Origin of the sequence: Ruegeria sp. HKCCSP346, from assembly GCF_017872595.1 — a bacterium.
Classification (GTDB): domain Bacteria; phylum Pseudomonadota; class Alphaproteobacteria; order Rhodobacterales; family Rhodobacteraceae; genus Ruegeria.
The window spans coordinates 201,351-224,315 of record NZ_JAEDOT010000004.1; the positions used below are offsets into that span (position 1 = coordinate 201,351).

Consider the following 22,965-nt stretch of genomic DNA (forward strand, 5'->3'; position numbering starts at 1 on the left):
TTGACCCGCGAAACCGAAAACGCTCTTTGCTGTTGGGTCTTAACCGAATATCATTCCTGAAAAAACTATTATCGGCCCTTCGCCCGGCCGAGGAGGCAGCATGCGTCTTACATGTCCGAATTGCAGCGCGCAGTACGAGGTTCCTGACGAGGTCATCCCCGAGGAAGGCCGCGACGTACAGTGTTCCAACTGTGATCAGACCTGGTTTCAAGCGAAGCACCCTGCCGAAGCCGCAGGCGCACCGGACGAAAAAGCGGAAACCCCCGAACAGGATGACACATCGCCCGACGTGGTCGACGCTCCGCAGGACGCCGAACCGGGTCCTGTTGAAGAAGCGGTATCCGAAGACAAGCCAGAAGTTGAAGAACCCGCTGCGCCTACAGGGAATGTCGATCCGTCCGTTGCCAGCATTCTGAAAGAGGAAGCTGCCCGCGAAGCGGAATTGCGGGCGCAGGAAGGCAGCAGCCTTGAAAGCCAGCCCGATCTGGGGCTGGATACGCCACCAGAACCCAAGGTGCGCCCCAAGCGGCCTTCGGCTTCGGAAACCGCTGTCGATGCCGGGCAGAAAGACGCGCTGCCGGATGTTGAAGCCATCAATTCGACAATGCGATCTGACGAGTCGGAAGAAGTCCCGCAGCCACCCCGCAAATCGGGCGGTTTCCTGCGCGGTTTTGCGTTGATGCTGATCATCGGCGTGGTTCTGTATCTGATCTATGGCAATGCCCAACAGATCAGCGAAGCGGTCCCTCAGGCCGACCCGTTGCTCAGCTCATACGTGTCGCTTGTGGATCAGGCGCGTATCTGGCTTGAAGCACAGGCTGGATCCGGTGCCCAGAACTGAGGTCTAGAACCTCTCCAACAAACGTTTCAGGTATTCCAGTTCGATCTGGGGGCGGTCCGATTCCCCGGTTCTGCGCCGGATTTCATCCAGCAGTTCCCGCGCCCGGCGATACACGTCTTCGCCTTGCAGCAAATTCTCATCTGTTGAAATCGAACCGGCGGCACCCGGATTTCGGCCCAGCGGATCGCGATTGTTGGCTTGCATGTCGCCATCCTGCGTTCCTTGCCCCGGTTGGTTCTGCTGGTTCTGCGCCATCGCCTCACCCAACGAACGCATCCCTTCGCGCAGGGCTTCCATCGCCTCGGATTGCCGGTCGATGGCTTCGGCCAGATCATCCCCACGCAGGGCCTGTTCCGCCTCGTCCATGGCGCGCCCGGCCCGGTCCAGCGCCTCGCGCGCGGAGTCACCTTCGGGCGTGCCGGCGCCGGGCAAACCCTGTTGCTGGCGGCTCAGCTCATCTCTTAGCGCTTGCTGCCGATCCGCAAGTGAGCCTTGACCCTGCTGGCCTTCGCCAGCCTGATCCGAGCCTTCCCCCTGACCGCCCTGACCTTCGTGGCTTTGCCCCCGGCCTTGCCCGCCATTGCGTCCCTCATTGCCCTGGCTTTCACCGGATTGAGCGCCCGGGTTGAACTGTTCCTGCAAATCACGGAAGGCCTGATCGCTCAGACCTTGTTGCTCGCGCAGGGTTTCCGCAAGACCTTCCATGGCCTGCTGACCTTCGGACTGCTGCCCTCCGCCCTGGCCCTGAGTCACACGCATGTTTTCCATCATCTGCTGGAACTCTTCCAGTGCCTGCTGGGCTTCGGCCATCCGGCCCTGTTCCATGAGCTCCTGAATGCGGTCCATCATGCGTTGCAGATCATCCTGCGTCATTTGCAGGGACTCGCCGTTCTGGCCCTGCTGACGCTCGCCATCTTCGCCGTTCGGCTGGGCCAACCGTTGCAGTTGTTGGAGGTAATCCTGCGTCGCTTCGCGCAATTCCTGCATCAGTTCCGCGATTTCCTCGTCGCTGGCGCCGTTCTTCATTGCTTCGGTCAGACGTTCCTGCGCGCGCCGCATCCGTTCCAGCGCATCCGCAAGCGTGCCGTCCTCGATCAACACGGCAAGATCCCAGAGCGCCTGGGCGATCTCTGCCTGCTGTTCGGGTTTCAGCCCGTATTGATCAAAGGTCTCAAGCCGCCGCAGCACGACCCTCAGACGCAAATAGGCAGTTTCCGAGCGAAACAAGTCCTCTGGCAGATGAGATACAGCCCGCAGCAGTTGCGCGATCCGAGGCGCATTGGACCGCGACCACAGCAGATCGCGCCGTTGTTCGATCACCGCAGCGGCCAGCGGATCAAAGAACCGACGGGCCGGAAGATCGGTCACATAAGGTTCGGAAGACGATTGCTGATCCGCCGCGTCCGTGGCCATCAAGGTGATCCGAACCGGCAAATGCGCCCATGGGTGTTGCGAGAAATCCTCGATCAGATCTTCTGCAAAATCCACCCGGTCGCCGGTGATCGGCATAGGCAATTCAACTGCGATCGCTTCGCGTGGTTCGGGCTCTGCCGCCAGACCATAGCGGCGATCAACGGCAGCCAGATCCAGTTCGATCAGGGCAGAGCCTGCAACCACACCATAGTCATCTCCTGCAACGAATGGCAGCTTCATCTGCCCGCCCGCCTCGGCCTCAGCCGATCCAGCCACGGCTATCTGTGGTGCCGTGTCGTCAATGATCTCAACGGCCCATTCCCGCCCCGCCGGCCCGTCGATGCGCAATTGGCCAGAGCGTTCTGCCACGAACTCCTGCTCGGGGTCGGTCGCCGCCTCGGCCCCCAGGGCCGAGCTGTTTTCCGTCAGGCTATGTGCGCCAACCTCACCATAAAGCCGCAAGGTAACGCGGCTACCCTTGGGAACGGCAAGCTCTGCATCCGTTTGGTCCGCAAGATACAGCGTTGGAAGGCCCGTATAGCGCGGGGGTTCGACCCATCCTTCCCAAGTCGGCCCCTGCCCGGCGGCGGCAGTGCCCGGGGCCATGTCCGCCACAGACCCCACGCGCCACAAAGAGCCGAAAACCAGCGCTACGACAAAAGCCAGCAACGCCGCGTAGCGCAGTGCATAAGGATCTCGCGATGCCAGCCGAAGGTCTGGTTTCACGGCCTCGGCCGTCGCGACCCGTTGCGCCATCCGGGCTTTGTGGGCTTGCCACAGCGCCACGGAATCCCGATCGGCCGCACCGATAGCCTGATCATCCATCAAGGCCTGAATTGGGCGTCCCGGCAAGGTCTCATCCAGCCGCATCAAAACCTCGGCGCGCGAAGGCAACTTGAGACCCCTCAGGCCAAGCACCGCAGCCGTCAAAAACGACCCCAAGGACAGCGCGCCGACCGCCCAGACAATTTCCACGGAAACAACATCTTGAAGCCCGAGCATCAAAGCCGCAAGCAGAACAAGTACAATCGAGAACGCCGGCCAGAACGCGCGCAACACCTGTTCTGCCACCATGCCGACATGAGTCAACCACACGGACAGGCGCGGAATGGGCAGGTTTGAACGGTCGGACAAGACGGGCCTCCGGGGTTAGGCCCGCGCGGTCATCGCGTCAAAGCCATGAAGGTATGGTATCGCGGTTTATGATTTCGTCAAAGCTTGGTCGTTCACGAATGACTGCAAATTGATCACCATTGACCAGAACCTCGGGGATCAGCGGGCGGGTATTGTACTCGCTGGCCATCACCGCGCCATAGGCACCCGCGCTGCGGAAGGCGATCAGGTCACCCGATTTCAGCGGCGGCATGTTGCGTTGTTTGGCAAAAGTGTCACCGGATTCGCAGACCGGGCCCACGATGTCATAAGGGCGCTGTTCCACACCGGCGACAGGTTCCTGCACCGCGACGATATCGTGGTAAGCTTCGTACATTGCCGGGCGGATCAGGTCATTCATCGCCCCATCAAGGATCAAAAAATCGCGACCTTCGCCTGATTTCACGTAGATGACCTTGCTAACCATGATCCCGGCGTTGCCCGCGATCAGGCGGCCCGGCTCGATCTCGATCTCACAGCCAAGATGGCCCAATGTTTTCTTGACCAGCGCACCATATTCAATCGGCAAGGGGGGTGCGTTGTTCGACCGGGTGTAAGGAATGCCCAGACCGCCACCCAGATCGAGACGCCGAATGTTGTGACCTTCAGAACGGAGGCGTTCGGTCAGCTCGGCTACTTTTGTGTAGGCCAGCTCATACGGTTCAAGTTCGGTCAGTTGCGAGCCGATATGGACGTCGATGCCGATCACCTCCAACCCCGGCAAGCTGGCAGCGTGGGCGTAAACTTCCGAGGCACGGGCAATCGGAATGCCAAACTTGTTCTCAGACTTGCCCGTGGCAATCTTGGCATGGGTCTTGGCATCGACATCCGGGTTCACCCTTACAGTAATCGGCGCAACCACACCCAATTCCAGTGCAACGGCGTTGATCACTTCCATCTCGGGCTCGGATTCGACGTTGAACTGACGGATGCCGCCGGTCAGTGCGGTACGAATCTCATCCGCCGTTTTACCCACTCCAGAGAACACGATTTTGTCGCCCGGAACGCCCGCCGCCTTGGCGCGCAGGTATTCCCCGCCCGAAACCACGTCCATCCCTGCGCCCGCCTTTGCCAGAGTTTTCAGGATCGCCTGATTGCTGGCCGCTTTCATCGCATAGCAGACAAGGTGGTCCGTGCCGTCAAGCGCATCGTCAAACAGCTGAAAATGCCGCAGCAAGGTTGCTGTGGAGTAGACGTAGAACGGCGTTCCGACCGCGGCAGCGATTTCGGAGACAGGGACATCCTCGGCGAATAGCGCGCCGTCGCGGTAGAGAAAATGATCCATGTCTGCGCGCTTAGACCAGAAGATAGCTTCGGATCAATGGATTCCGAACCCATCGACCAAGTTTAATTTCGGGTCGAAACTCCAACCCGGCCATAGCCCGAGATCGAAACTCCGGTGCCCGATTGTTTGGGCTCTGCCGCAGGTTCCGGGCGTCTTGCCGATGTAGGTTCGCAAGCCGTCAAAGCCGCAAATACCAGAAACAGTCCTAGTGTTCTCATTTCAGTATCTTTTCTTTGGATGACATGCGCACCGACATGCCACCTCACGTTGGTGGATATAAAACCGATGCGCAATATGAAAGTGGCTTAGAATCCCAGGTAGATCCCCAGCGGGCCACGGCTCAGACCTACGCCACCGCCTACATACGCTCCGCCAGAGCCGACACCGACGGTTGCACTGACAGTTGGCTGAGCGGGCGCTGGCTGAACGGGCTCACCATCGGCTCCGCATCCGGCCAGCATCAGGCCGGACCCTGCAATCAGAATCGCGCGCAGCACGGTCATCACACCATTGCCTTCCATCGTTCAACCTGAGCACGCACCTGATCAGGAGCTGTGCCACCATAGGACTGGCGTGAGTTTACAGAATTTTCGACTCCAAGGACAGAGTAGACGTCATTTGTGATCTCGGCATGGACCGATTGCATGTCGTCCAGCGTCAGATCGGGCAGGTCGCAGCCCTTCTTCTCGGCCATGGCCACCAGCGATCCGGTAACATGATGCGCGTCGCGGAAGGGCAGGCCCAGCACCCGAACCAGCCAGTCGGCCAGATCGGTCGCGGTGGAAAAGCCCGAGCCGGCGGCGGCGGCCAGGCTGTCGCGGTTGGCGGTCATGTCCTTGACCATGCCTTCCATCGCGGCCAGCGCCAGCATCCAGTTGTCGGCGGCGTCAAAGACCTGTTCCTTGTCTTCCTGCATGTCCTTGGAATAGGCCAGCGGCAGGCCCTTCATCACCATCATCAGCGCTGTGTTGGCGCCAAAGATCCGACCCACCTTGGCGCGGATCAGCTCTGCCGCATCGGGGTTTTTCTTCTGCGGCATGATCGACGATCCGGTTGAGAACCGATCCGACAGGGTAACGAAACGGAACTGCGCCGAAGACCAGATCACCAGTTCCTCGGCAAACCGCGACAGATGCACGGCGCAGATCGAGGCCACGGACAGGAACTCCAGCGCGAAGTCACGATCGCTGACGGCGTCCAGCGAGTTGGCGGCAGGCCGGTCAAAGCCCAGCGCCTCGGCCGTCATATGGCGGTCGATGGGAAAGGACGTTCCGGCCAGCGCCGCAGCCCCCAGTGGCGATTCGTTCATCCGGGCACGGGCGTCACGAACGCGGGACAGATCACGGCCAAACATCTCGACATAGGCCATCATGTGATGGCCCCATGTCACCGGCTGCGCCGTTTGCAGGTGGGTAAAGCCCGGCATGACCCAATCGGCGCCAGCCTCGGCCTGCGCCAAAAGCGCGCGGATCAGGGCCAGCAAGCCATTCTCAGCAGCGTCCAGCTGATCACGAACCCAGAGCTTGAAATCGGTTGCGACCTGGTCATTGCGTGACCGGCCTGTGTGCAAACGGCCTGCGGGCTCTCCGATGATCTCTTTCAGACGTGCCTCGACATTCATGTGAATGTCTTCCAGCGCGGTCGAGAACTGGAACTCTCCGTTCTGGATTTCTGACAAAACGGTGAGCAGCCCTTCCCGAATGACTTCGGCGTCACTATCACTTATGACGCCTGTGGCTGCCAGCATGGCCGCATGGGCGCGCGAGCCTGCGATGTCCTGGGCTGCCATCCGCTGATCGAACCCGATCGAGGCGTTGATTGCCTCCATGATCGCGTCTGGACCGGCGGCAAAGCGGCCGCCCCACATCTGGTTCGAGGATTGATCGGTCATGTAAGAAAACCCGGAGTTGATATGCGCCTATTTCGTCTGATCCCCCTTTATATGGCCCTTGCGCTGGGTGCAAATGCCGCCTTGGCGACCGATGCCGAGACGCTGGCCCCTCTGCGGGAAGAGAGCCTGAAACGTCTGATCCTGCACAAGGAACCGAAACCCGCCAAATCAATCGAATTCCAGCTGGAAGATGACGGCGGTGTCGGCACGCTTGCCGATTATGAGGGCAAGTATGTGCTGCTGAATTTCTGGGCCACCTGGTGTGCGCCCTGCCGCAAAGAGATGCCTCAGATCGCTGAACTTCAGGAAGAGTTCGGCGGCGACAAGTTTCAGGTTCTGACACTGGCCACGGGCCGCAACTCGCCTGCCGGCATCAAAAAGTTCTTTGCAGAGAACGGCATCGCCAACCTGCCCCGTCACCAGGACCCCAGTTCAGCCGCTGCCCGTGAGTTCGGCGTCATCGCCTTGCCGATCACGGTCATCCTGAACCCCGAAGGGCAGGAAATCGCCCGGCTGATCGGCGACGCCGAGTGGAACTCGGACAGTGCGAAGGCGATTATCTCGACGCTTGTGGAATCCAATAGCTGACGAATGGCGCAGCGTCCGCCTGTTTGTGATACACTCGAACCGGCCCAATTGGGCCGGTTTTCGTTTGTGACCTTATAGAAAGGAGGCGACGATGAAGCCGGTGGTTCTTTTGATCGGACGGTTGCCAAATGTGATCGGTGATGTGGCACGGCAACTGGATCATCTGCCGATTCAGTGGCTGGGCGCACATGACACGGACGAGGTCCGGAAACAGCTGGATGCCGAGCCCCGAATTGCCTGCGCCATCTTGGGCGCGGGGCTTGACGACACGATCCGTGGTGAAATGGTGGGCATAATTGCCGCCCGGCGCCCGGATATCTGCATCCATCTGAAGGATCGTACATCCGGCCCCGAGGGGCTGGTGCCCTTCGTCGAACGTGTGGTGCAACACGAGATACTGGAACGGCTGGAAAACAGCTGACGCAACGCCACCTTTGACAGAGTTTCAACTCCTTTGCACTCTGCGCTCAGGAGGATGGAATGCCACTTGAAATTCTACTGACGCTGGTCGTCGGCGGCATAGCTGGTGTCACCCTGTTATTGCATCTCACCGGCAAATCGCAGCAAGTGATGCTGACGCCCGACATTGCACGATCACAATGGGCACGTCACTTTCCGGACGATGATGTGGTCGACGTCACGGTTTCCCATGATGGCCACGCCGCGATGGTGCGCACCAGTTCAGGCAATGGGTTGCTTTGGTCCTTCGGGGCCGACACCGTGGCCCGGCATTTGCTGGACTATGATCTTCTGGATCATCCGGAAGGCTTTGAGATTCTGTTTCACGAATTCTCGGTGCCCAAAACACTTATCCGACTGGACGAATTCGAACGCCATCACTGGCGTGACCTGATGGAGCCCGCATGACAGACCAAATTAGTTTTCCCGATGCGGTGCAATGGGCCGTTCCCTTTTTCATCGCAGCGATTCTGGCCGAGTTTCTGTGGATCGCTGTCAAAGGCAAAGGCGGGCGTTATGAAACACGCGATGCGGTGACTTCTTTGATCATGGGGGCCGGAAACATCGCATCGGGCTTTTTGCTGGGCTTTATCGCCTATGCGTTTTTCATGTGGCTTTGGCAGATCACGCCGATGAACCTGGGTACGTCAATTCCGGTTATCATCCTGTGCTTTGTCCTGGACGATCTGCGTTACTACTGGGTCCACCGCTTTGGCCATCGCATCCGCTGGGTCTGGGCCAGCCACGTAAACCATCACAGCTCGCAGCACTACAACCTGACGACCGCGCTGCGGCAGACCTGGACTTATACGTTTACTTTCATGATGGTCGTACGCGCCCCACTGATCCTGCTTGGGTTCCATCCTGCGATGGTTTTGTTCGTCGGTGGCCTCAATCTTATCTATCAGTTCTGGATTCACACCGAGGCCATCGGCAAGATGCCCCGCTGGTTCGAGGCGGTAATGAACACCCCCAGTCACCACCGCGCCCATCACGGCCGCAACGCACGCTATCTGGATTGCAACTATGCCGGGGTGTTCATCATCTGGGACAAGCTGTTCGGCACCTTCGTCCCCGAGCAGGAGGACGACCGGGTGGACTATGGCCTGGTGCACAATATCGGCACTTTCAATCCCCTGCGGGTGGCCTTTCACGAATGGGTGGCCATCTGGCGCGACGCGACCCAGCCGGGTTTGACCCTGAAACAGCGGCTGGCCTACTGCTTTGCCCCACCTGGGTACAGCCATGACGGCAGCCGGGACAGTTCGGAACAGATCAAGGCCAAGCATCTGGCGCGCCACCCGGAAGACTGCGGAACGCCCGGTTTTGAGCATCTGGACAAAAAGCTGCCCAGCGGACAAGCAGAACAGGCTTGAAACAGCCGGCTGCACCCTGATTGTGCCTTGAATCTCGGCCATTGAGCGCCATATCAGACGACAGGCGCCGTGTGTGAGTGAGCGAGGGTCTGTATGAATCGTTTGACAACCATTTCAACCTTTTTCGGCCTGTTCGGCCTGTTGATGGCCATGCTCGCAGCCCTTGGGGGCGCCGTTGCAGCCCTGATCGCATTGGGTTTTGCAATGATGGCCCTAGGTGCGATGGGCGCGATACTTGGCGCGGCAGCTTCTTTGACACGCGCGTGGCAATCCACCCGCTGAGCCCGCGAGACGGAAATTTTTCCGAACCCTTAACCGCAGATTCATCTCTTTGCCCCGAGACTGTGACCGGACACCTGTCCCGGACACATGGGAATCCGCGCTTATGGGAAATAAAAAATTGGCACATCTGCCTGAGGGGTCGGAAAGTCCGTTGAATGCGGCCGTTTCGACGCGGGATCGTTCGGTTGTGCAGATGGCAACCGATGCAGTGAAGCATAAGCAGTGCAAACTGGCTTTTCAGCCGGTGATACAGGCGCACGCCCCGTACCGAGTCGCGTTCTACGAAGGGTTCATTCGGGTTCTGGACGAAACCGGCCGCGTCATCCCGGCGCGAGAATTCATGCCTCAGGTCGAAAACACTCCTATCGGCCGCGATCTGGACTGCGTCGCGTTGGAGCTTGGGTTGCGCACATTGGCGAGGAACCCGGAAATACGCCTGTCGATCAACATGTCTGCGCGCTCGATCGGTTATTCCAACTGGTCCAGAATACTGGACAGATTCCTGAAACGAGATGCCGAATTGGGCGAACGCTTGATCCTCGAAATCTCCGAAAGCTCGGCCATGCAGGTGCCTGAGCTGGTTGTCGACTTCATGGACCGCTTGCAGGATCGCGGCATCGCTTTTGCGCTGGATGACTTTGGCTCCAGCAATTTCAGCTTTCGCCATTTTCGCGAGTTTCTGTTCGACGCAGCCAAAATCGATGGCCAGTTCGTGCGGGGCATCAGCAACGATCCCGACAACCAGACTTTGGTGCGGGCCCTGATCGCGGTGGCCCGTGAATTCGAAATTCTGGTCACGGCCGAATCGGTTGAAACGCAGGAGGATGCCGCTTTCTTGGTGGCAAGTGGCGTGGATTGCCTGCAAGGATTCTTGTATGGCGCACCCAGTGTTGCGGAACCCTGGAAGCAGGAAAACAGATCAAAAACAGGCAGTTGATTGCCTGTTCATCGACATTTTCCTACCAATTCCGACACTGAGACAAGCTGCCCGTTGCTGCATGTGCAGCGTTACGCTATTGCAAGAGTACTTGAGCGGGGGATCACGGGGCGCTCTTGTTTCGAGAGGACATCTTTCGACCTGCGCCGTCAGAAATTCCGCTGTCCCATGACGGTAAAGGACTGATCATATGACCAACGTAGTAATCGCATCCGCCGCACGAACAGGTGTTGGCAGCTTCAGTGGTTCGTTTGCGAACACACCTGCCCATGATCTGGGCGCTGCCGTTCTGGAAGCAGTTGTCGAGCGCGCCGGAGTGGAAAAAGGCGAAGTCAGCGAAACCATCATGGGGCAGGTTCTGACAGCCGCCCAGGGGCAGAACCCCGCACGTCAGGCCCACATCAACGCCGGTCTGCCGCAGGAAAGCGCGGCCTGGGGAATCAACCAGGTTTGTGGCTCGGGCCTGCGCGCCGTTGCTTTGGGCGCCCAGCATATTCAGCTGGGAGACGCGGAAATCGTCGCTGCTGGTGGTCAGGAAAACATGACGCTGTCGCCCCACGCCGCCGCGCTGCGCGCCGGTCACAAGATGGGCGACATGAAGTATATCGACACAATGATCCGCGATGGCTTGTGGGATGCTTTCAACGGCTATCACATGGGTCAGACTGCCGAGAATGTTGCAGAGAAATGGCAGATCAGCCGCGAGATGCAGGATGAATTCGCCGTTGCTTCGCAGAACAAGGCCGAAGCAGCACAAAAGGCCGGCAAGTTCGCAGACGAAATCGTGCCCTTCACCATCAAGACCCGCAAGGGCGACATCGTGATGGACAAGGACGAATACATCCGTCATGGCGCAACCATGGAAGCCATGGCCAAACTGCGTCCAGCCTTCACCAAGGACGGTTCGGTCACAGCTGCCAACGCCTCGGGATTGAACGACGGTGCGGCCGCGACGCTGCTGATGTCAGCCGAAAACGCTGAAAAGCGGGGAATCGAACCTCTGGCGCGCATCGCGTCCTATGCGACCGCCGGTTTGGACCCGTCGATCATGGGCGTCGGCCCGATCTATGCATCGCGCAAGGCACTGGAAAAAGCAGGCTGGTCGGTAGACGATCTGGACCTGGTCGAGGCCAACGAAGCCTTTGCCGCGCAGGCTTGCGCGGTGAACAAGGATATGGGCTGGGATCCGTCGATCGTGAACGTAAACGGCGGCGCCATTGCCATCGGCCATCCGATCGGTGCTTCGGGGTGCCGTGTTTTGAACACCCTGCTATTCGAAATGAAGCGTCGCGATGCAAAAAAGGGTTTGGCGACCTTGTGCATCGGCGGCGGCATGGGCGTTGCCCTTTGTGTGGAGCGCGACTAAGCGCGTTGGCAATCAAATAGAATTAGGCGCCCGGTGGGCGCCTTTTTTTGTTACATTGAGGTTCCAACTGTTGGATGCGACGATATTGCCGCCCGGAAACCAAGATTCAAGACGAAACAATATTGCGCACAACCATCTCTCAGAGTAACAGCATTACTAAGACGACTAAAATTGAAGGAGTCATAAATGGCACGAACAGCACTCGTTACCGGCGGTTCCCGCGGCATTGGCGCAGCAATTTCCAAGGCGCTCAAAGCCGAAGGATACAACGTTGCGGCAACCTATGCGGGAAATGACGAAGCCGCCGCAAATTTCACTGAAGAAACCGGGATCAAGACCTACAAGTGGAACGTCGCCGATTATGACGAATCCAAAGCAGGTATTGAAAAGGTTGAGGCCGAGGTTGGCCCCATCGATGTGGTCGTCGCCAACGCCGGCATCACCCGCGATGCACCATTCCACAAAATGACACCTGATCAGTGGAAAGACGTGATCGACACCAACCTGACCGGCGTGTTCAACACGGTGCACCCTGTCTGGCCCGGCATGCGAGAGCGCAAGTTCGGTCGTGTCATCGTCATCAGCTCGATCAACGGTCAGAAAGGCCAGTTCGCTCAGGTGAACTATGCAGCGACCAAGGCAGGTGACCTGGGCATCGTAAAATCCCTGGCGCAGGAAGGCGCGCGGGCGGGGATCACTGCCAACGCGATCTGCCCCGGCTATATCGCAACCGAAATGGTCATGGCTGTGCCCGAGAAGGTGCGCGAGTCCATCATTGGCCAAATCCCGGCCGGCCGCCTGGGTGAGCCAGAGGAAATCGCGCGCTGCGTGGTCTTCCTGGCATCGGACGATTCGCAGTTCATCAACGGTTCGACGATCTCGGCCAACGGTGCGCAGTTCTTCGTCTGATCCAGAGTTGTGAACTAAAAACGGGCCGGTCCCTTTGGGCCGGCCCTTTCTGATCCCGTAAGAACGCGCGCGCTGCGATCAGCGGGAACCGAATATCCATCCCCAAAACTGCCAGATCACCCTGCTGCGCTCTTGGTGGGCACGCAGGATCGCCATCTGGGCGGCGGGATTTGTTGTCATCTCGATCATGACAGCCTCCTTTTCAAATCAGTTTTATTTGACCTGATGTGAATATGGAGGCTAAAAACAAACACGACAAACGAGCTTTCTTGAGACTTCAGATAAGTTTTTCTTCACTATGAGTGACTATCTGCCTCCGCTGACCGCGTTGCGTGCTTTTGACGCCGCAGCCCGGCACATGTCTTTTTCGAAGGCGGCGGAAGAGCTGCATGTGACGCCAGCCGCCCTGTCCTTTCAGATCAAGTCGCTTGAAGAACACCTGGGGCGGCCGCTGTTTCGTCGTCTGAACCGCGCCGTAGAACTGACCGAGGCGGGCCGTGCCCTTGCGCCTGGTGCGGCAGAAGGGTTTGCCACCTTGCAAGCCGCATGGCGTGCGGTGCGCAGACAGGAAGATGACACAAGCCTGACCGTCACCGCGGGCCCAGCTTTGACCGCCAAGTGGTTAGCGCCGCGGCTTTACGAATTTGCTCGGGCGCATCCCGAGATCGATCTGAAATTCTCGGCCACGCTGCGCAACATGGATCTGGAGCGGGACGACGTGGACGTCGCCATCCGGTTCGGGAATTCGGCCGATGACGGGCTGTATTCCGTTCCCGTCAGAAAGGAATGGCTGACCCCGGTCATGACACCGGAACTTGCAGAACAATTCACCACGCCAGACAGCCTGCGCGACGCCCCGCTGATCCATGACGATTCGATCAGCTTTCTGACCCCGCCTTGCGATTGGCCCGCTTGGTTCCGTGCCGTGGGGGTGGATTTTACTCCGACCCATGGCGCGCATTTTTCCAATGCCGATCACGCGATTGATGCCGCTGTTGCCGGTGTCGGCGTGGCACTGGGGCGACGCGCCATGATTCTCAAGGACCTGACCGAAGGCCGCCTGGTTGCACCGTTCAAGGTGGCCCTGGAAACACAAGGCCGGTTCCGGTTTCTGTGCCTGCCGGGGGCTGAAAAGAAACCTCAGATCGCGGCGTTTCGCGATTGGTTCCTGACCGAGATTGAAAAAACCGCGCATATATCGGATGAGTTCAAAATTGTACCGATTGAAGAGGTTTCCCGCCCATGACCAAAATGCGCGCAACGGCCATCGGCTTCGTGGCTGTCTTGCTATGGGCCTTGCTGGCGTTGTTCACTGTCGGGTCGGCGCCCACGCCGCCCCTGCTGCTGAACACGATCTGCTTTTCGATTGGTGGTGCGCTTGGGCTTGTCTGGGCAACGGCGACAGGTGGTTTGAGCGAACTAAAGCAAGTTCCCTGGACGACCTACCTGTTTGGCGCATTGGGCCTATTTGGCTATCACGCGCTGTATTTTTCGGCCCTGCGCATGGCGCCGGCTGCCGAGGCCGGGCTGATCGCTTATCTCTGGCCTCTGCTCATTGTGCTTCTGTCGGGCCTGCTTCCGGGTGAGCATCTGCGTATCGGCCACCTGATCGGGGCATGCCTTGGATTCGCAGGGGCCGCTGTAATCATTGCCGGGGGTGGCGGCGCGGGCTTTCAGGCCCAATACCTGCCCGGATACGCATTGGCCTTGCTGTGCGCACTGACATGGTCGGGCTATTCCGTTCTATCACGCAAACTGGAGGGCACGCCGACCAGTTCCGTCTCAATATTCTGCCTTGCGGCTGCACTGGCTTCGGGTCTGCTGCATCTGGCTGTGGAAGACACTGTACTGCCCGATACGGCACTGGGCTGGGCGTCGGTGCTGGCACTCGGCCTTGGGCCCGTCGGGCTGGCGTTCTACGTCTGGGACATTGGCGTCAAGCAAGGCGACATCCAAATCCTCGGAACCTCATCCTATGCGGCCCCGTTACTGTCGACCCTTGCTTTGGTAGTGGCCGGGATCGCGACCCCGTCCTGGGGGCTTGCGATCGCGGCCTTTCTGATCGCCGGCGGGGCCTTGATAGCGGCCCGCGCCAGCCTGAAAACTTAAGCGGACAGGCGTTCGATCTCTTCTTTCAGCTTGAGCTTCTGCTTTTTCAACTGAGCAATATGGAGATCATCGATACCTGGCGAGCGTTGGGCTTGTTCCACTTCTAGACCGAGAGATTCGTGCTTTTTCTTCAGTTCCGTCAGATGTGCGCTCACGCTCATTGCGATCCTCCTTGTTTATGTGTCTGTATGTCACGTAAGAATTTGACCACATCGTTTCCACCCTGTCACGCTGCAGACGCACAGAATCTGTAACAAATCCGACAAATTCGGCTGGTCATTGCCGATGGCACAAGTTCCGAGGCAACGGAGCGGCCTGTCGAAGCACGGCTGAGACCGCCTCGGTATAGCTTTCACCGTCTTTTTCGTGGCGCTCACCGGCGTGCAGAATCAACGGCGCATGGAGGCGAAATGCCGCGCGTCCCCCTTTGCGGGCGCTCAGGATGACCAGTTCGGTCTCGCGGCCCACCCGCGCGCTGAGCGGCAGCACCTCGATTGAACCCAGTTTCCCCTCACAAGCCGTCAGCATATCGGGAAGACGGTCGGCTTTCTGGATCACGTGCAGGAACCCCCGAGGGGCAAGGCGTTTGGCCGCAACGGTGATCCAGTCGATCAGAGGCGTATTTTCGCCCAGTGCAATGCTTCGCCCTGTGTCGCTGGCGGGGCTATGCGCCCCAGAACGGTAATAGGGCGGGTTCGCGATTACGTGATCAAAGTGCCGCTGTCGGAGCTCATCAGGCAAAGCGTTCAGGTCAGCCTCGATCACGTCCAGATCACAGCCGTTGATTTCCGAATTGCGGCGGGCCAAATCCGCATAGGCCGGTTGCAATTCGATCCCAACCATTTGCAGCCCCGCCACCCGCGCGGACAGGCATAAAATGGCAGCCCCCGCGCCACATCCCAGTTCAAGCACGGATTGCCCGGCCTTTGCAGGGACCGATGCGGCAAGCAGAACAGGGTCTACCCCGGCGCGGTAACCTGACGCAGGTTGCAGCAATCGCACCCGGCCACCAAGGAAATCGTTGCACGTCAATTCATTGTCGTCGAAGCGCATCATCGGCCCAGCGGGATCTCGTTGTCGCGCATCACACGCTCGGCCCGGGTCAGGTCTTCGGACCGAACCATCAGCCGACGAGGGAAAATCCCGATACCACCTTCGAGGATGCTCATATTTACGTCCATCTGAAAGCAGTCTATATCCTCGCCCTCAAGGAGAGCGGATGCAAAGGCCAGGATTGTCGGATCGGTACTGCGCAACAGTTCTTTCATGGGGATGGATGTAAGGGCAAGGCGAGGCGAAAGTCGAGCCTTGTATCAGGAGTGTGATGACCGTCGACATGATCTCAAAACCGCATGAGCGTCTCGCTGAAATTCTGGCGGGCGAGATGGAGGCCGTGAACGGGCTGATCCGCACGCGGATGGCATCGGACCATGCGCCACGCATCCCGGAAGTGACGCGGCATCTGGTCGAAGCAGGTGGAAAACGCCTGCGCCCGATGCTGACACTGGCCGCAGCACGCCTGTTTAGCTATTCCGGCGACCATCACGTGCGCCTTGCCGCGACGGTCGAGTTCATTCACACCGCCACCCTGCTGCATGACGACGTCGTGGATGAAAGCGCACAGCGACGGGGCCGCCCGACCGCCAATCTGCTTTGGGACAACAAATCCAGTGTTCTGGTTGGCGATTACCTGTTTTCACGCAGTTTCCAGCTGATGGTGGAAACGGGCTCGCTGCGCGTTCTGGATATTCTGGCCAATGCCTCTGCAACCATTGCCGAAGGCGAAGTGCTGCAAATGACGGCCGCAACCGATCTGAGTACGGATGAAAGCGTTTACCTTCAGGTCGTGCGCGGCAAGACGGCGGCATTGTTTTCAGCCGCGACCGAAGTGGGCGGCGTGATCGCAGGTGCCTCGGAAGAGCAGGTCAAAGCGCTTTTCGACTATGGTGATTCACTGGGCATCGCGTTCCAGATTGCCGATGACCTGCTGGATTATCAGGGCGACAGCAAGGCGACCGGGAAGAATGTTGGCGATGACTTCCGTGAACGGAAACTGACCCTGCCCGTCATCAAAGCCGTGGCGCAATCCACGCCGGAAGAACACGCCTTCTGGGAACGTACGATCGAAAAGGGCCGCCAACAGGACGGGGATCTGGATCAGGCGCTGGGTCTGATGAACAAATACGCCACGCTGGAAGAAACCCGGCAAGACGCTTTGGGTTGGGCAAACAAGGCCAAAGCCGCTTTGGATGTATTGCCTGACCACGATATTCGCAGTCTGCTGCGCGAATTGGCCGATTACGTGGTTTCACGTCTCAACTGAGCTGCGTGGCGCGGCACCACCAATCAGGATGGGCTGCGCCGATCTCATAGGCCGCAAAATGCGCGTCTTTCATCGTCGGATACAACGCAAAACAGGTTGATCCTGACCCTGACATGCGCACCATGAGCGCGCGATTGGTCATCTGCAACTCGTCCAACACCTGCTCGATCTCAGGTGCGATGTTCATGGCGGGCACCTGCAGATCGTTGCGGTGATTGCGCAGCCACTGGGCGCACTCATCAGCATTGTCAAACTCAGGCATGCTTTCAGGCATTAGCGGGTTGTCTCTGGACGCCAGCGCGTTGAAAACGGCACCGGTGGGCACCTGGACATTTGGGTTGACCAAAAGGGCGGGCAGGTGCGGAAGGTTCACCGCCGTCAAACGATCGCCAATGCCCTGCATTCTGATCGCCCGACCTTCCAGGCAGACGGGGACATCCGCCCCCAATGACAACGGCAGGCCCCGCGGAAGGTCGTGGCCCTGATCTGCCAGGGCCCCAAGCGTGGCCGCGGCATCAGACGACCCTCCGCCAATGCCCGCCCCATGGGGCAAGGACTTGGTCAGTTGAATATGACCGGTCCAACCGACAGCTTCTGCCGCCTTCCAGACCAGATTTCGGCTGTCCGTGGGGACTCCGCCGGCAAACTCGCCGCGCACGTCCATGGACAATTCGGGGCCGGGGGTGAATGTCAGCCGATCACCCAGATCGGCGAATACAACCAGCGAATCCAACAGGTGATAGCCGTCGTCTCGACGGCCGGTCACATGAAGGGTCAGGTTGATCTTGGCGGGCGCAAACGCCTTAATTTCCATTGGCGACTTTCAATGGCTCCGAACCTTCTTCGGCCAGAACGGCATCCAGCCCGACTTCGATCTTGCGCCGGATTCGATCCGGATCGGCTTCGCCGTCGGTGTCTTCCGGGTCGATGAAGGACAAGGCGCGGCTCCACTGGAACTCGGCCTCGCGCGCGCGCCCGACAGCCCAATAGACGTCACCCAGATGATCGTTGACCACCGGATCCACCGGCATCAGCTCAACCGCACGTTCCATGTGTTCGACGGCCTCGTCATAACGCCCCAGACGGAACAGTACCCAGCCCAGACTGTCCACGATATAGCCACTGTCCGGACGCGCAGCTACTGCGCGCTCGATCATATCCAATGCTTCATCCAGCTTTTCTTTGCGCTCAACCAGAGAATACCCAAGGTAATTCAGAACCTGAGGTTGATCCGGGTTTAGTTCCAGCGCCCGGCGGAAATCAGCTTCGGCCTGATCCCAGTGCTTCAGCCTTTCATGACTGATGCCACGTGCGTAATGCAGGAACCAATTCCCACCCGCCGCGCTATCCGTCAGCGCGATCGCAGTGTCATAAGAGGCCACGGCAGCGGCATAGTTTTCCTGTCGGCGCTGCAAATCTGCCAAAGCGACATGCACACCCGGAAAATCAGGGTCCTGCGCAGCCAGGTTCTGCAACACCTCGACGGCCGCATCGGTTTTTCCCGAACGGTCCAGAACTTCGGCGCGGCCCAATTCGGCCGCATGGTGATCGTTGCTGTCCGCCGGGACTTGGCGGTATGCCTCAACCGCCAGATCATATTGCTGCAAGTTGTCCAGCAGATCCGCGCTCAGCAAAATGGCATCCACATGATCGGGGCGCAGGAAACTGGCCAGGCGTACGTACAGCAGAACGTAGTCGGCTGATGCTTCGCTGTTCAATGCGGCACCGACGGTGAAAAAAATCTCGGCCATGCCGTCCTGAGCGGATCGGACATGGGTGAACGGCAATGTTTCACCCGCCGCCAACTGGCTCAAATACGACTCGATGGTCGGGTCACTGCCCGCCACAAACACATCGTCCAGAAACTGAACGGCGTCTTCGTTGCGATCCAGCTGCGACAGAATCTCGGTGCGGGCCAAAGCAGCACGACGAGAGAACCGGGCAACCGTTCCATCATTGTCGGCAAGTATCGCCTCGGCGCCTTCGAAATCACCGATAGACGCCAATGCCATCGCCTTGTGGTAAAGCGCGAACTCCCTGAGACCATCCTGTGTCGCGACAAAATCGAACTGTTCCATCGCCTTGGTCATCTCACCCTGCCCCAGATGGGCCCAGGCGATCATCAGGCCGTCAACAAGGGGGCCAACACCCTGTGTTTCAGGGTCACGGGCCAGCAGGTCGTCAAATTTCCCATCGGTGATCAGATTGGCCGAAATTACCATACGCGCAGCCTGGCTGGGCAGGTTTGCTTCCTCGATCTGCTGGGCGATCGGCAGCGCGCGCGCCACTTCCCCCAAGGCGATGCGTGCAACGACAACGCTTTCCTGCAACAGCGCATTTTGGGGATCAAACCTGAGAGCCTGAGCGTAGTATCTTTCAGCGGCAGAATAGTCGTTTTCGTAAATCGCCTGCCGCCCGGCCAGATAAGACCCGGCGCCCGTTTCCGAATAGGCCGGAACTGCGACCGACGACATGAACAGCACGGACAAAGCCGCGCGACGAACCAGGGAAAACACCGAAATCCTGCCTTGCTATCGTTGACTGAGGGGTAAGCTAGGGCTTCGGCAGGCAAGAGGCAATGGCAGAGCCTTCACAGCGCAGCCATTGCCCGTTTTTTGCTTACATGTTCGGATAGTTTGGACCGTCGCCGCCCTGCGGTGTGGTCCAGGTGATGTTCTGGCTGGGATCCTTGATGTCGCAGGTTTTGCAGTGAACGCAGTTCTGGAAGTTGATGACGAATCGCGGGCCGTTCTCATCCTCGACCACTTCATACACACCTGCCGGGCAATACCGCTGTGCCGGCTCATCGTATTTAGGCAGGTTGACCTTCACGGGGATCTCGGGATCGGCCAGACGCAGATGGCAGGGCTGGCTTTCCTCGTGGTTTGTCGCTGCGAACGAGACATTCGTCAGACGATCGAAGGACAGCGTTCCATCCGGCTTTGGATAATCGATTGGCTGGTGCTTGCTGGCATCCTCGGTCGATTCCGCGTCGTTCTTGCCATGGCCCAACGTGCCGAACAGCGAAAAGCCAAACGTGTTGGTCCACATGTCCAGACCACCCAACATCAGGCTGGCGGTAAGACCCCATTTCGACCACATCGGCTTGACATTGCGAACCTTTTTCAGGTCGGAACCAATCGCACCATTGCGAACTTCGGTCTCGTAAGCCATCAGCTCATCGCCCGAACGTTCGGCCTTGATCGCTTCGAAAGCAGCCTCGGCCGCAGCTTTGCCCGACAGCATCGCGTTGTGGTTGCCTTTGATGCGCGGCACGTTGACCATGCCCGCCGAACAGCCCAACAGCGCCACGCCCGGCGCGACCAGTTTCGGCATCGACTGATAGCCGCCTTCCGTAATCGCACGGGCGCCGTAAGCGACCCGCTTGCCGCCTTTCAGCAGATCGGCCACCATCGGATGGTGCTTGAAACGCTGGAACTCCATATAGGGGTACAGATGCGGGTTCTTGTAATTCAGGTGCACCACGAAGCCGACATAGACCTGATTATTTTCAAGATGATAGATGAAGGATCCGCCGCCTGCGTTGCTGCCCAAAGGCCAGCCCATCGTGTGCGTCACGCTGCCTTCCTTGTGCTTGGCAGGGTCGATCTCCCAGATCTCTTTCATGCCGACACCGTATTTCTGCGGCTCTTTGCCCGCAGACAGGTCGTATTTGGCGATCACTTCCTTGGACAGCGATCCGCGCACACCTTCTGACAGGAAGACATATTTGCCGTGCAGCTCCATCCCCGGTTCGGTGTTGGGGCCGTAGGAACCGTCTGCCTCCAGACCAAAAACACCTGCTACCACGCCTTTGACTTCGCCATTGTCGCCATAGACCATTTCCGAGCACGCCATGCCCGGAAAGATCTCGACACCCAGTTCTTCGGCCTGTTCCGCCATCCAGCGGCACACATTGCCCATCGAAACGATGTAGTTGCCGTGGTTGTGCATCAGCGGCGGCATCGGGAAGTTCGGGATGCGGACCTGGCCTGCTTCACCCAGCATGTAGAACTTGTCGTCCTTCACGGGCACATTCAGCGGCGCGCCTTTTTCCTTCCAATCCGGGATCAGCGCGTCCAGACCACAGGGATCAAGAACCGCGCCCGACAGGATATGCGCGCCAACCTCGGAACCCTTTTCCAGAACGACAACGTTCAGGTCGGCATCCAGCTGTTTCAGACGGATGGCCGCCGACAGGCCCGCAGGTCCTGCACCCACGATCACCACATCGTATTCCATCGCTTCGCGTTCAATCTCGGCCATCGCGGGCTCCCTAGCTAACTTTCCGAATTGGCGCTGTCACCGCATGATCTGCGCAATTTTGTTTCACGGCTGATTACATGGTCGGAAAGACATTGGTCAATCGAAACACGGCGTAACAAGGGCGCTATTCGACACATCACCCCTCTGGTGCATCCCCCATCAGGTACCTGGGACCGCTACCATGCGATTTTGCCCGGTCATCGGGGTTGTAGAGCGCGCATTTCGGCAGGCTCAGACACCCGCATCCGATGCAGCCATCCAGATTGTCGCGCAACCGCATCAGGGTGTCGATTCGCTGATCCAGATGGGCCCTCAGCTGTACACTGATTGCCTTCCAGTCCTGGGGCGTCGGCGTGCGGTTTCCTGGCAGGCCCGACAGCACCTGACGGATTTCAGGCAGGGTCAGACCGAACTGCTGCGCAATCATGACAAAGCTCAGTCGCCGAATATCGGCCCGTTGATAGCGTCGCTGTCCGCCCGCGTTGCGCCAGGGCGAAATCAGACCCTGCGCTTCGTAATACCGGATGGCCGACACGGCCAGACCTGTGCGCCGGGCCAATGCGCCAATCGCCAGCCCCTCTGATACCGCCATCAAACCCTCATGAAAAATTCCTTGACCTAAAGTTAGGTTTAGAAATTACTCTGAGTCGGGACAAGCCAAAAAACACAGGAGATCCCATGATGGCGACGCTTGAACACACCAACTTCACTGTCCGCGACCCGAAAGCCTCGGCCGATTGGATGCAAAAGGTCTTTGGCTGGAAGACCCGTTGGGAAGGCCCCGCAATTGCCGGCGGATACACCGTGCATGTCGGCTCGGCCCATACGTATCTGGCGCTTTACAAACCTGATGACCCGAAACAGTCGGATGAAAGCAGCTATGATGTGATCGGCGGGCTGAACCACGTGGGTGTTCTGGTCGAAGACATCGATGCCACCGAAGACAAGGTTCGCAAGGCAGGATTCGAGCCCCACAACCATGCCGATTACGAACCAGGGCGCCGGTTCTATTTTCGCGATGACAACGGGATCGAGTTCGAAGTGGTGCAATATGATTGAGATAATTTGGCTTTGCACCCCATCGCAGCGTTGGCGCAGGTCGCGGCATCCGGATCATCGGCACAGGCCCCACCCCAAATCAAAACGGCGCGAAGTCGCGAATTGACCGCTGCTGACGCTGTCACCTCTTGCAATTCACGTGGCATTTGGGTCAGGTAACTGCCAATCTAACATTCGCCCCGACGCTCCTGTGCGGCGGGGCGACTCAATTTATGCGTGGACGTAGAGAGTATGGAAAAGATCCCGATGACGCCTGCGGGCAATGCCGCGCTCGAGGCTGAGCTGAAGAACCTCAAATCCGTTGAACGCCCGGCGATCATCGAAGCCATCGCCTCGGCGCGCGAGCTGGGCGACCTGAAGGAAAACGCCGAATATCATTCAGCCCGCGAAAAACAGGGCTTCATCGAAGGTCGCATCAAGGAACTGGAAGGTATTCTGTCGCTGGCCGATGTCATCGATCCGGCAAAATTGTCGGGTGCGGTCAAGTTTGGCGCAAAAGTCACATTGGTCGACGAAGATACCGATGAAGAAAAGACCTGGCAGATCGTCGGTGAATACGAGGCCAATATCGAAAACGGCCTGCTGAACATCAAATCCCCCATCGCCCGCGCCCTGATCGGCAAAGATGAAGGGGACAGTGTCGAAGTGCGCACACCCGGCGGCGTGCGCTCTTACGAAATCCTGAGTATCGAGTACGCCTGACCGGAGC

General features: G+C 58.8%; 26 protein-coding genes. 14 read left to right on the forward strand and 12 right to left on the reverse strand.

Annotation, left to right across the window (positions count from 1 at the left end; all coding sequences use genetic code 11):
- Positions 1–100 precede the first annotated feature (100 nt).
- Complete coding sequence (locus I9185_RS13850) at positions 101–841, forward strand: zinc-ribbon domain-containing protein (RefSeq protein ID WP_210093340.1); 741 nt, start codon at positions 101–103, stop codon at positions 839–841.
- 3 nt (positions 842–844) lie between these two features.
- Here the strand turns inward: I9185_RS13850 and I9185_RS13855 are convergent, their stop codons facing one another.
- From I9185_RS13855 to argH, 5 genes are all read right to left on the reverse strand, one after another.
- On the reverse strand, positions 845–3,388 hold the full coding sequence (locus I9185_RS13855) for a TIGR02302 family protein (protein ID WP_348539744.1): 2,544 nt from the start codon (positions 3,386–3,388) through the stop codon (positions 845–847).
- 37 nt (positions 3,389–3,425) lie between these two features.
- Positions 3,426–4,691 (reverse strand): diaminopimelate decarboxylase, encoded by a 1,266-nt coding sequence (lysA, locus tag I9185_RS13860; RefSeq protein WP_171634961.1) that lies wholly within the window; start codon positions 4,689–4,691, stop codon positions 3,426–3,428.
- A gap of 62 nt (positions 4,692–4,753) precedes the next feature.
- Positions 4,754–4,909: a hypothetical protein gene (locus tag I9185_RS13865; RefSeq protein ID WP_171229797.1), complete on the reverse strand. Its 156-nt coding sequence runs from the start codon at positions 4,907–4,909 to the stop codon at positions 4,754–4,756.
- Between the two features lie 87 nt (positions 4,910–4,996).
- Positions 4,997–5,212 carry a hypothetical protein gene (locus I9185_RS13870; protein ID WP_224854660.1) on the reverse strand — a complete coding sequence of 72 codons (216 nt, stop codon included), beginning with the start codon at positions 5,210–5,212 and terminating at the stop codon, positions 4,997–4,999.
- Complete coding sequence (argH, locus tag I9185_RS13875; RefSeq protein WP_210093341.1) at positions 5,194–6,582, reverse strand: argininosuccinate lyase; 1,389 nt, start codon at positions 6,580–6,582, stop codon at positions 5,194–5,196. Before argH ends, I9185_RS13870 begins: the two co-directional genes overlap by 19 nt.
- A 21-nt stretch (positions 6,583–6,603) precedes the next feature.
- On the opposite strand from argH, the gene I9185_RS13880 reads away from it, so the two are divergent.
- The 10 genes from I9185_RS13880 to I9185_RS13925 all read left to right on the forward strand — a co-directional run bounded on the left by I9185_RS13880 (position 6,604) and on the right by I9185_RS13925 (position 14,608).
- Positions 6,604–7,170: a TlpA disulfide reductase family protein gene (locus I9185_RS13880; protein WP_209834679.1), complete on the forward strand. Its 567-nt coding sequence runs from the start codon at positions 6,604–6,606 to the stop codon at positions 7,168–7,170.
- A 91-nt stretch (positions 7,171–7,261) separates the two neighbouring features.
- Complete coding sequence (locus I9185_RS13885; RefSeq protein ID WP_152456810.1) at positions 7,262–7,591, forward strand: hypothetical protein; 330 nt, start codon at positions 7,262–7,264, stop codon at positions 7,589–7,591.
- Positions 7,592–7,650: 59 nt separating this feature from the next.
- Complete coding sequence (locus I9185_RS13890; protein ID WP_171724278.1) at positions 7,651–8,037, forward strand: hypothetical protein; 387 nt, start codon at positions 7,651–7,653, stop codon at positions 8,035–8,037.
- Positions 8,034–9,005: a sterol desaturase family protein gene (locus I9185_RS13895; RefSeq protein WP_210093342.1), complete on the forward strand. Its 972-nt coding sequence runs from the start codon at positions 8,034–8,036 to the stop codon at positions 9,003–9,005. The genes I9185_RS13890 and I9185_RS13895 overlap by 4 nt, the downstream gene beginning before the upstream one ends.
- A 93-nt stretch (positions 9,006–9,098) precedes the next feature.
- Positions 9,099–9,287 carry a hypothetical protein gene (locus I9185_RS13900; protein ID WP_171634969.1) on the forward strand — a complete coding sequence of 63 codons (189 nt, stop codon included), beginning with the start codon at positions 9,099–9,101 and terminating at the stop codon, positions 9,285–9,287.
- 103 nt (positions 9,288–9,390) lie between these two features.
- Entirely contained in the window at positions 9,391–10,224 is an 834-nt protein-coding gene (locus I9185_RS13905; protein WP_210093343.1) for an EAL domain-containing protein, read from the forward strand.
- A gap of 190 nt (positions 10,225–10,414) precedes the next feature.
- Positions 10,415–11,590 carry an acetyl-CoA C-acetyltransferase gene (locus I9185_RS13910; RefSeq protein WP_170346332.1) on the forward strand — a complete coding sequence of 392 codons (1,176 nt, stop codon included), beginning with the start codon at positions 10,415–10,417 and terminating at the stop codon, positions 11,588–11,590.
- A gap of 186 nt (positions 11,591–11,776) precedes the next feature.
- The gene (gene phbB / locus I9185_RS13915) at positions 11,777–12,499 is read left to right on the forward strand and encodes an acetoacetyl-CoA reductase (RefSeq protein WP_171634971.1); all 723 of its coding nucleotides are present in this window, start codon (positions 11,777–11,779) and stop codon (positions 12,497–12,499) included.
- Between the two features lie 298 nt (positions 12,500–12,797).
- On the forward strand, positions 12,798–13,745 hold the full coding sequence (locus tag I9185_RS13920; protein WP_171634972.1) for a transcriptional regulator GcvA: 948 nt from the start codon (positions 12,798–12,800) through the stop codon (positions 13,743–13,745).
- Complete coding sequence (locus tag I9185_RS13925; protein WP_210093344.1) at positions 13,742–14,608, forward strand: DMT family transporter; 867 nt, start codon at positions 13,742–13,744, stop codon at positions 14,606–14,608. The genes I9185_RS13920 and I9185_RS13925 overlap by 4 nt, the downstream gene beginning before the upstream one ends.
- On the opposite strand, the gene I9185_RS13930 is transcribed toward I9185_RS13925, so the two are convergent.
- From I9185_RS13930 to I9185_RS13940, 3 genes are all read right to left on the reverse strand, one after another.
- Entirely contained in the window at positions 14,605–14,769 is a 165-nt protein-coding gene (locus I9185_RS13930) for a DUF465 domain-containing protein (RefSeq protein ID WP_083445267.1), read from the reverse strand. The two genes, I9185_RS13925 and I9185_RS13930, sit on opposite strands and share 4 nt — an antisense overlap.
- Positions 14,770–14,884: 115 nt before the next feature.
- Positions 14,885–15,664 (reverse strand): methyltransferase domain-containing protein, encoded by a 780-nt coding sequence (locus I9185_RS13935; RefSeq protein ID WP_210093345.1) that lies wholly within the window; start codon positions 15,662–15,664, stop codon positions 14,885–14,887.
- A complete protein-coding gene (locus I9185_RS13940) occupies positions 15,661–15,876 on the reverse strand; it encodes a DUF2007 domain-containing protein (protein ID WP_152456800.1) in 216 nt (71 codons plus the stop codon). Before I9185_RS13940 ends, I9185_RS13935 begins: the two co-directional genes overlap by 4 nt.
- Before the next feature lie 56 nt (positions 15,877–15,932).
- Between I9185_RS13940 and I9185_RS13945 the strand changes: the two genes are divergently transcribed.
- Entirely contained in the window at positions 15,933–16,931 is a 999-nt protein-coding gene (locus I9185_RS13945; protein ID WP_210093346.1) for a polyprenyl synthetase family protein, read from the forward strand.
- On the opposite strand, the gene I9185_RS13950 is transcribed toward I9185_RS13945, so the two are convergent.
- The 4 genes from I9185_RS13950 to soxR all read right to left on the reverse strand — a co-directional run bounded on the left by I9185_RS13950 (position 16,924) and on the right by soxR (position 21,789).
- The gene (locus I9185_RS13950; protein ID WP_210093347.1) at positions 16,924–17,745 is read right to left on the reverse strand and encodes a 4-(cytidine 5'-diphospho)-2-C-methyl-D-erythritol kinase; all 822 of its coding nucleotides are present in this window, start codon (positions 17,743–17,745) and stop codon (positions 16,924–16,926) included. The two genes, I9185_RS13945 and I9185_RS13950, sit on opposite strands and share 8 nt — an antisense overlap.
- On the reverse strand, positions 17,735–19,405 hold the full coding sequence (locus I9185_RS13955) for a tetratricopeptide repeat protein (protein WP_210093395.1): 1,671 nt from the start codon (positions 19,403–19,405) through the stop codon (positions 17,735–17,737). Before I9185_RS13955 ends, I9185_RS13950 begins: the two co-directional genes overlap by 11 nt.
- Before the next feature lie 145 nt (positions 19,406–19,550).
- Entirely contained in the window at positions 19,551–21,197 is a 1,647-nt protein-coding gene (locus tag I9185_RS13960; protein WP_210093348.1) for an electron transfer flavoprotein-ubiquinone oxidoreductase, read from the reverse strand.
- A gap of 136 nt (positions 21,198–21,333) precedes the next feature.
- A complete protein-coding gene (soxR, locus tag I9185_RS13965) occupies positions 21,334–21,789 on the reverse strand; it encodes a redox-sensitive transcriptional activator SoxR (protein ID WP_171724285.1) in 456 nt (151 codons plus the stop codon).
- Between the two features lie 86 nt (positions 21,790–21,875).
- On the opposite strand from soxR, the gene I9185_RS13970 reads away from it, so the two are divergent.
- Entirely contained in the window at positions 21,876–22,256 is a 381-nt protein-coding gene (locus I9185_RS13970; RefSeq protein ID WP_171206067.1) for a VOC family protein, read from the forward strand.
- 231 nt (positions 22,257–22,487) lie between these two features.
- Positions 22,488–22,958 (forward strand): transcription elongation factor GreA, encoded by a 471-nt coding sequence (gene greA, locus I9185_RS13975; RefSeq protein WP_170346321.1) that lies wholly within the window; start codon positions 22,488–22,490, stop codon positions 22,956–22,958.
- Positions 22,959–22,965: the final 7 nt, after the last annotated feature.

What these genes read in the sequence shown, in the direction of transcription:
- I9185_RS13960 (WP_210093348.1), bottom strand. Translation starts at nt 21,197, where the DNA reads ATGGCCGAGATTGAACGCGAAGCGATGGAATACGATGTGGTGATCGTG.
- I9185_RS13880 (WP_209834679.1), top strand. Translation starts at nt 6,604, where the DNA reads ATGCGCCTATTTCGTCTGATCCCCCTTTATATGGCCCTTGCGCTGGGT.
- lysA (WP_171634961.1), bottom strand. Translation starts at nt 4,691, where the DNA reads ATGGATCATTTTCTCTACCGCGACGGCGCGCTATTCGCCGAGGATGTC.
- I9185_RS13890 (WP_171724278.1), top strand. Translation starts at nt 7,651, where the DNA reads ATGCCACTTGAAATTCTACTGACGCTGGTCGTCGGCGGCATAGCTGGT.
- I9185_RS13950 (WP_210093347.1), bottom strand. Translation starts at nt 17,745, where the DNA reads ATGGAAATTAAGGCGTTTGCGCCCGCCAAGATCAACCTGACCCTTCAT.
- I9185_RS13850 (WP_210093340.1), top strand. Translation starts at nt 101, where the DNA reads ATGCGTCTTACATGTCCGAATTGCAGCGCGCAGTACGAGGTTCCTGAC.
- greA (WP_170346321.1), top strand. Translation starts at nt 22,488, where the DNA reads ATGGAAAAGATCCCGATGACGCCTGCGGGCAATGCCGCGCTCGAGGCT.
- I9185_RS13925 (WP_210093344.1), top strand. Translation starts at nt 13,742, where the DNA reads ATGACCAAAATGCGCGCAACGGCCATCGGCTTCGTGGCTGTCTTGCTA.
- I9185_RS13920 (WP_171634972.1), top strand. Translation starts at nt 12,798, where the DNA reads ATGAGTGACTATCTGCCTCCGCTGACCGCGTTGCGTGCTTTTGACGCC.
- I9185_RS13905 (WP_210093343.1), top strand. Translation starts at nt 9,391, where the DNA reads ATGGGAAATAAAAAATTGGCACATCTGCCTGAGGGGTCGGAAAGTCCG.
- I9185_RS13955 (WP_210093395.1), bottom strand. Translation starts at nt 19,405, where the DNA reads ATGTCGTCGGTCGCAGTTCCGGCCTATTCGGAAACGGGCGCCGGGTCT.
- I9185_RS13970 (WP_171206067.1), top strand. Translation starts at nt 21,876, where the DNA reads ATGATGGCGACGCTTGAACACACCAACTTCACTGTCCGCGACCCGAAA.
- I9185_RS13930 (WP_083445267.1), bottom strand. Translation starts at nt 14,769, where the DNA reads ATGAGCGTGAGCGCACATCTGACGGAACTGAAGAAAAAGCACGAATCT.
- phbB (WP_171634971.1), top strand. Translation starts at nt 11,777, where the DNA reads ATGGCACGAACAGCACTCGTTACCGGCGGTTCCCGCGGCATTGGCGCA.
- I9185_RS13865 (WP_171229797.1), bottom strand. Translation starts at nt 4,909, where the DNA reads ATGAGAACACTAGGACTGTTTCTGGTATTTGCGGCTTTGACGGCTTGC.
- I9185_RS13945 (WP_210093346.1), top strand. Translation starts at nt 15,933, where the DNA reads ATGACCGTCGACATGATCTCAAAACCGCATGAGCGTCTCGCTGAAATT.
- I9185_RS13935 (WP_210093345.1), bottom strand. Translation starts at nt 15,664, where the DNA reads ATGATGCGCTTCGACGACAATGAATTGACGTGCAACGATTTCCTTGGT.
- soxR (WP_171724285.1), bottom strand. Translation starts at nt 21,789, where the DNA reads ATGGCGGTATCAGAGGGGCTGGCGATTGGCGCATTGGCCCGGCGCACA.
- I9185_RS13910 (WP_170346332.1), top strand. Translation starts at nt 10,415, where the DNA reads ATGACCAACGTAGTAATCGCATCCGCCGCACGAACAGGTGTTGGCAGC.
- argH (WP_210093341.1), bottom strand. Translation starts at nt 6,582, where the DNA reads ATGACCGATCAATCCTCGAACCAGATGTGGGGCGGCCGCTTTGCCGCC.
- I9185_RS13900 (WP_171634969.1), top strand. Translation starts at nt 9,099, where the DNA reads ATGAATCGTTTGACAACCATTTCAACCTTTTTCGGCCTGTTCGGCCTG.
- I9185_RS13870 (WP_224854660.1), bottom strand. Translation starts at nt 5,212, where the DNA reads ATGGAAGGCAATGGTGTGATGACCGTGCTGCGCGCGATTCTGATTGCA.
- I9185_RS13940 (WP_152456800.1), bottom strand. Translation starts at nt 15,876, where the DNA reads ATGAAAGAACTGTTGCGCAGTACCGATCCGACAATCCTGGCCTTTGCA.
- I9185_RS13885 (WP_152456810.1), top strand. Translation starts at nt 7,262, where the DNA reads ATGAAGCCGGTGGTTCTTTTGATCGGACGGTTGCCAAATGTGATCGGT.
- I9185_RS13895 (WP_210093342.1), top strand. Translation starts at nt 8,034, where the DNA reads ATGACAGACCAAATTAGTTTTCCCGATGCGGTGCAATGGGCCGTTCCC.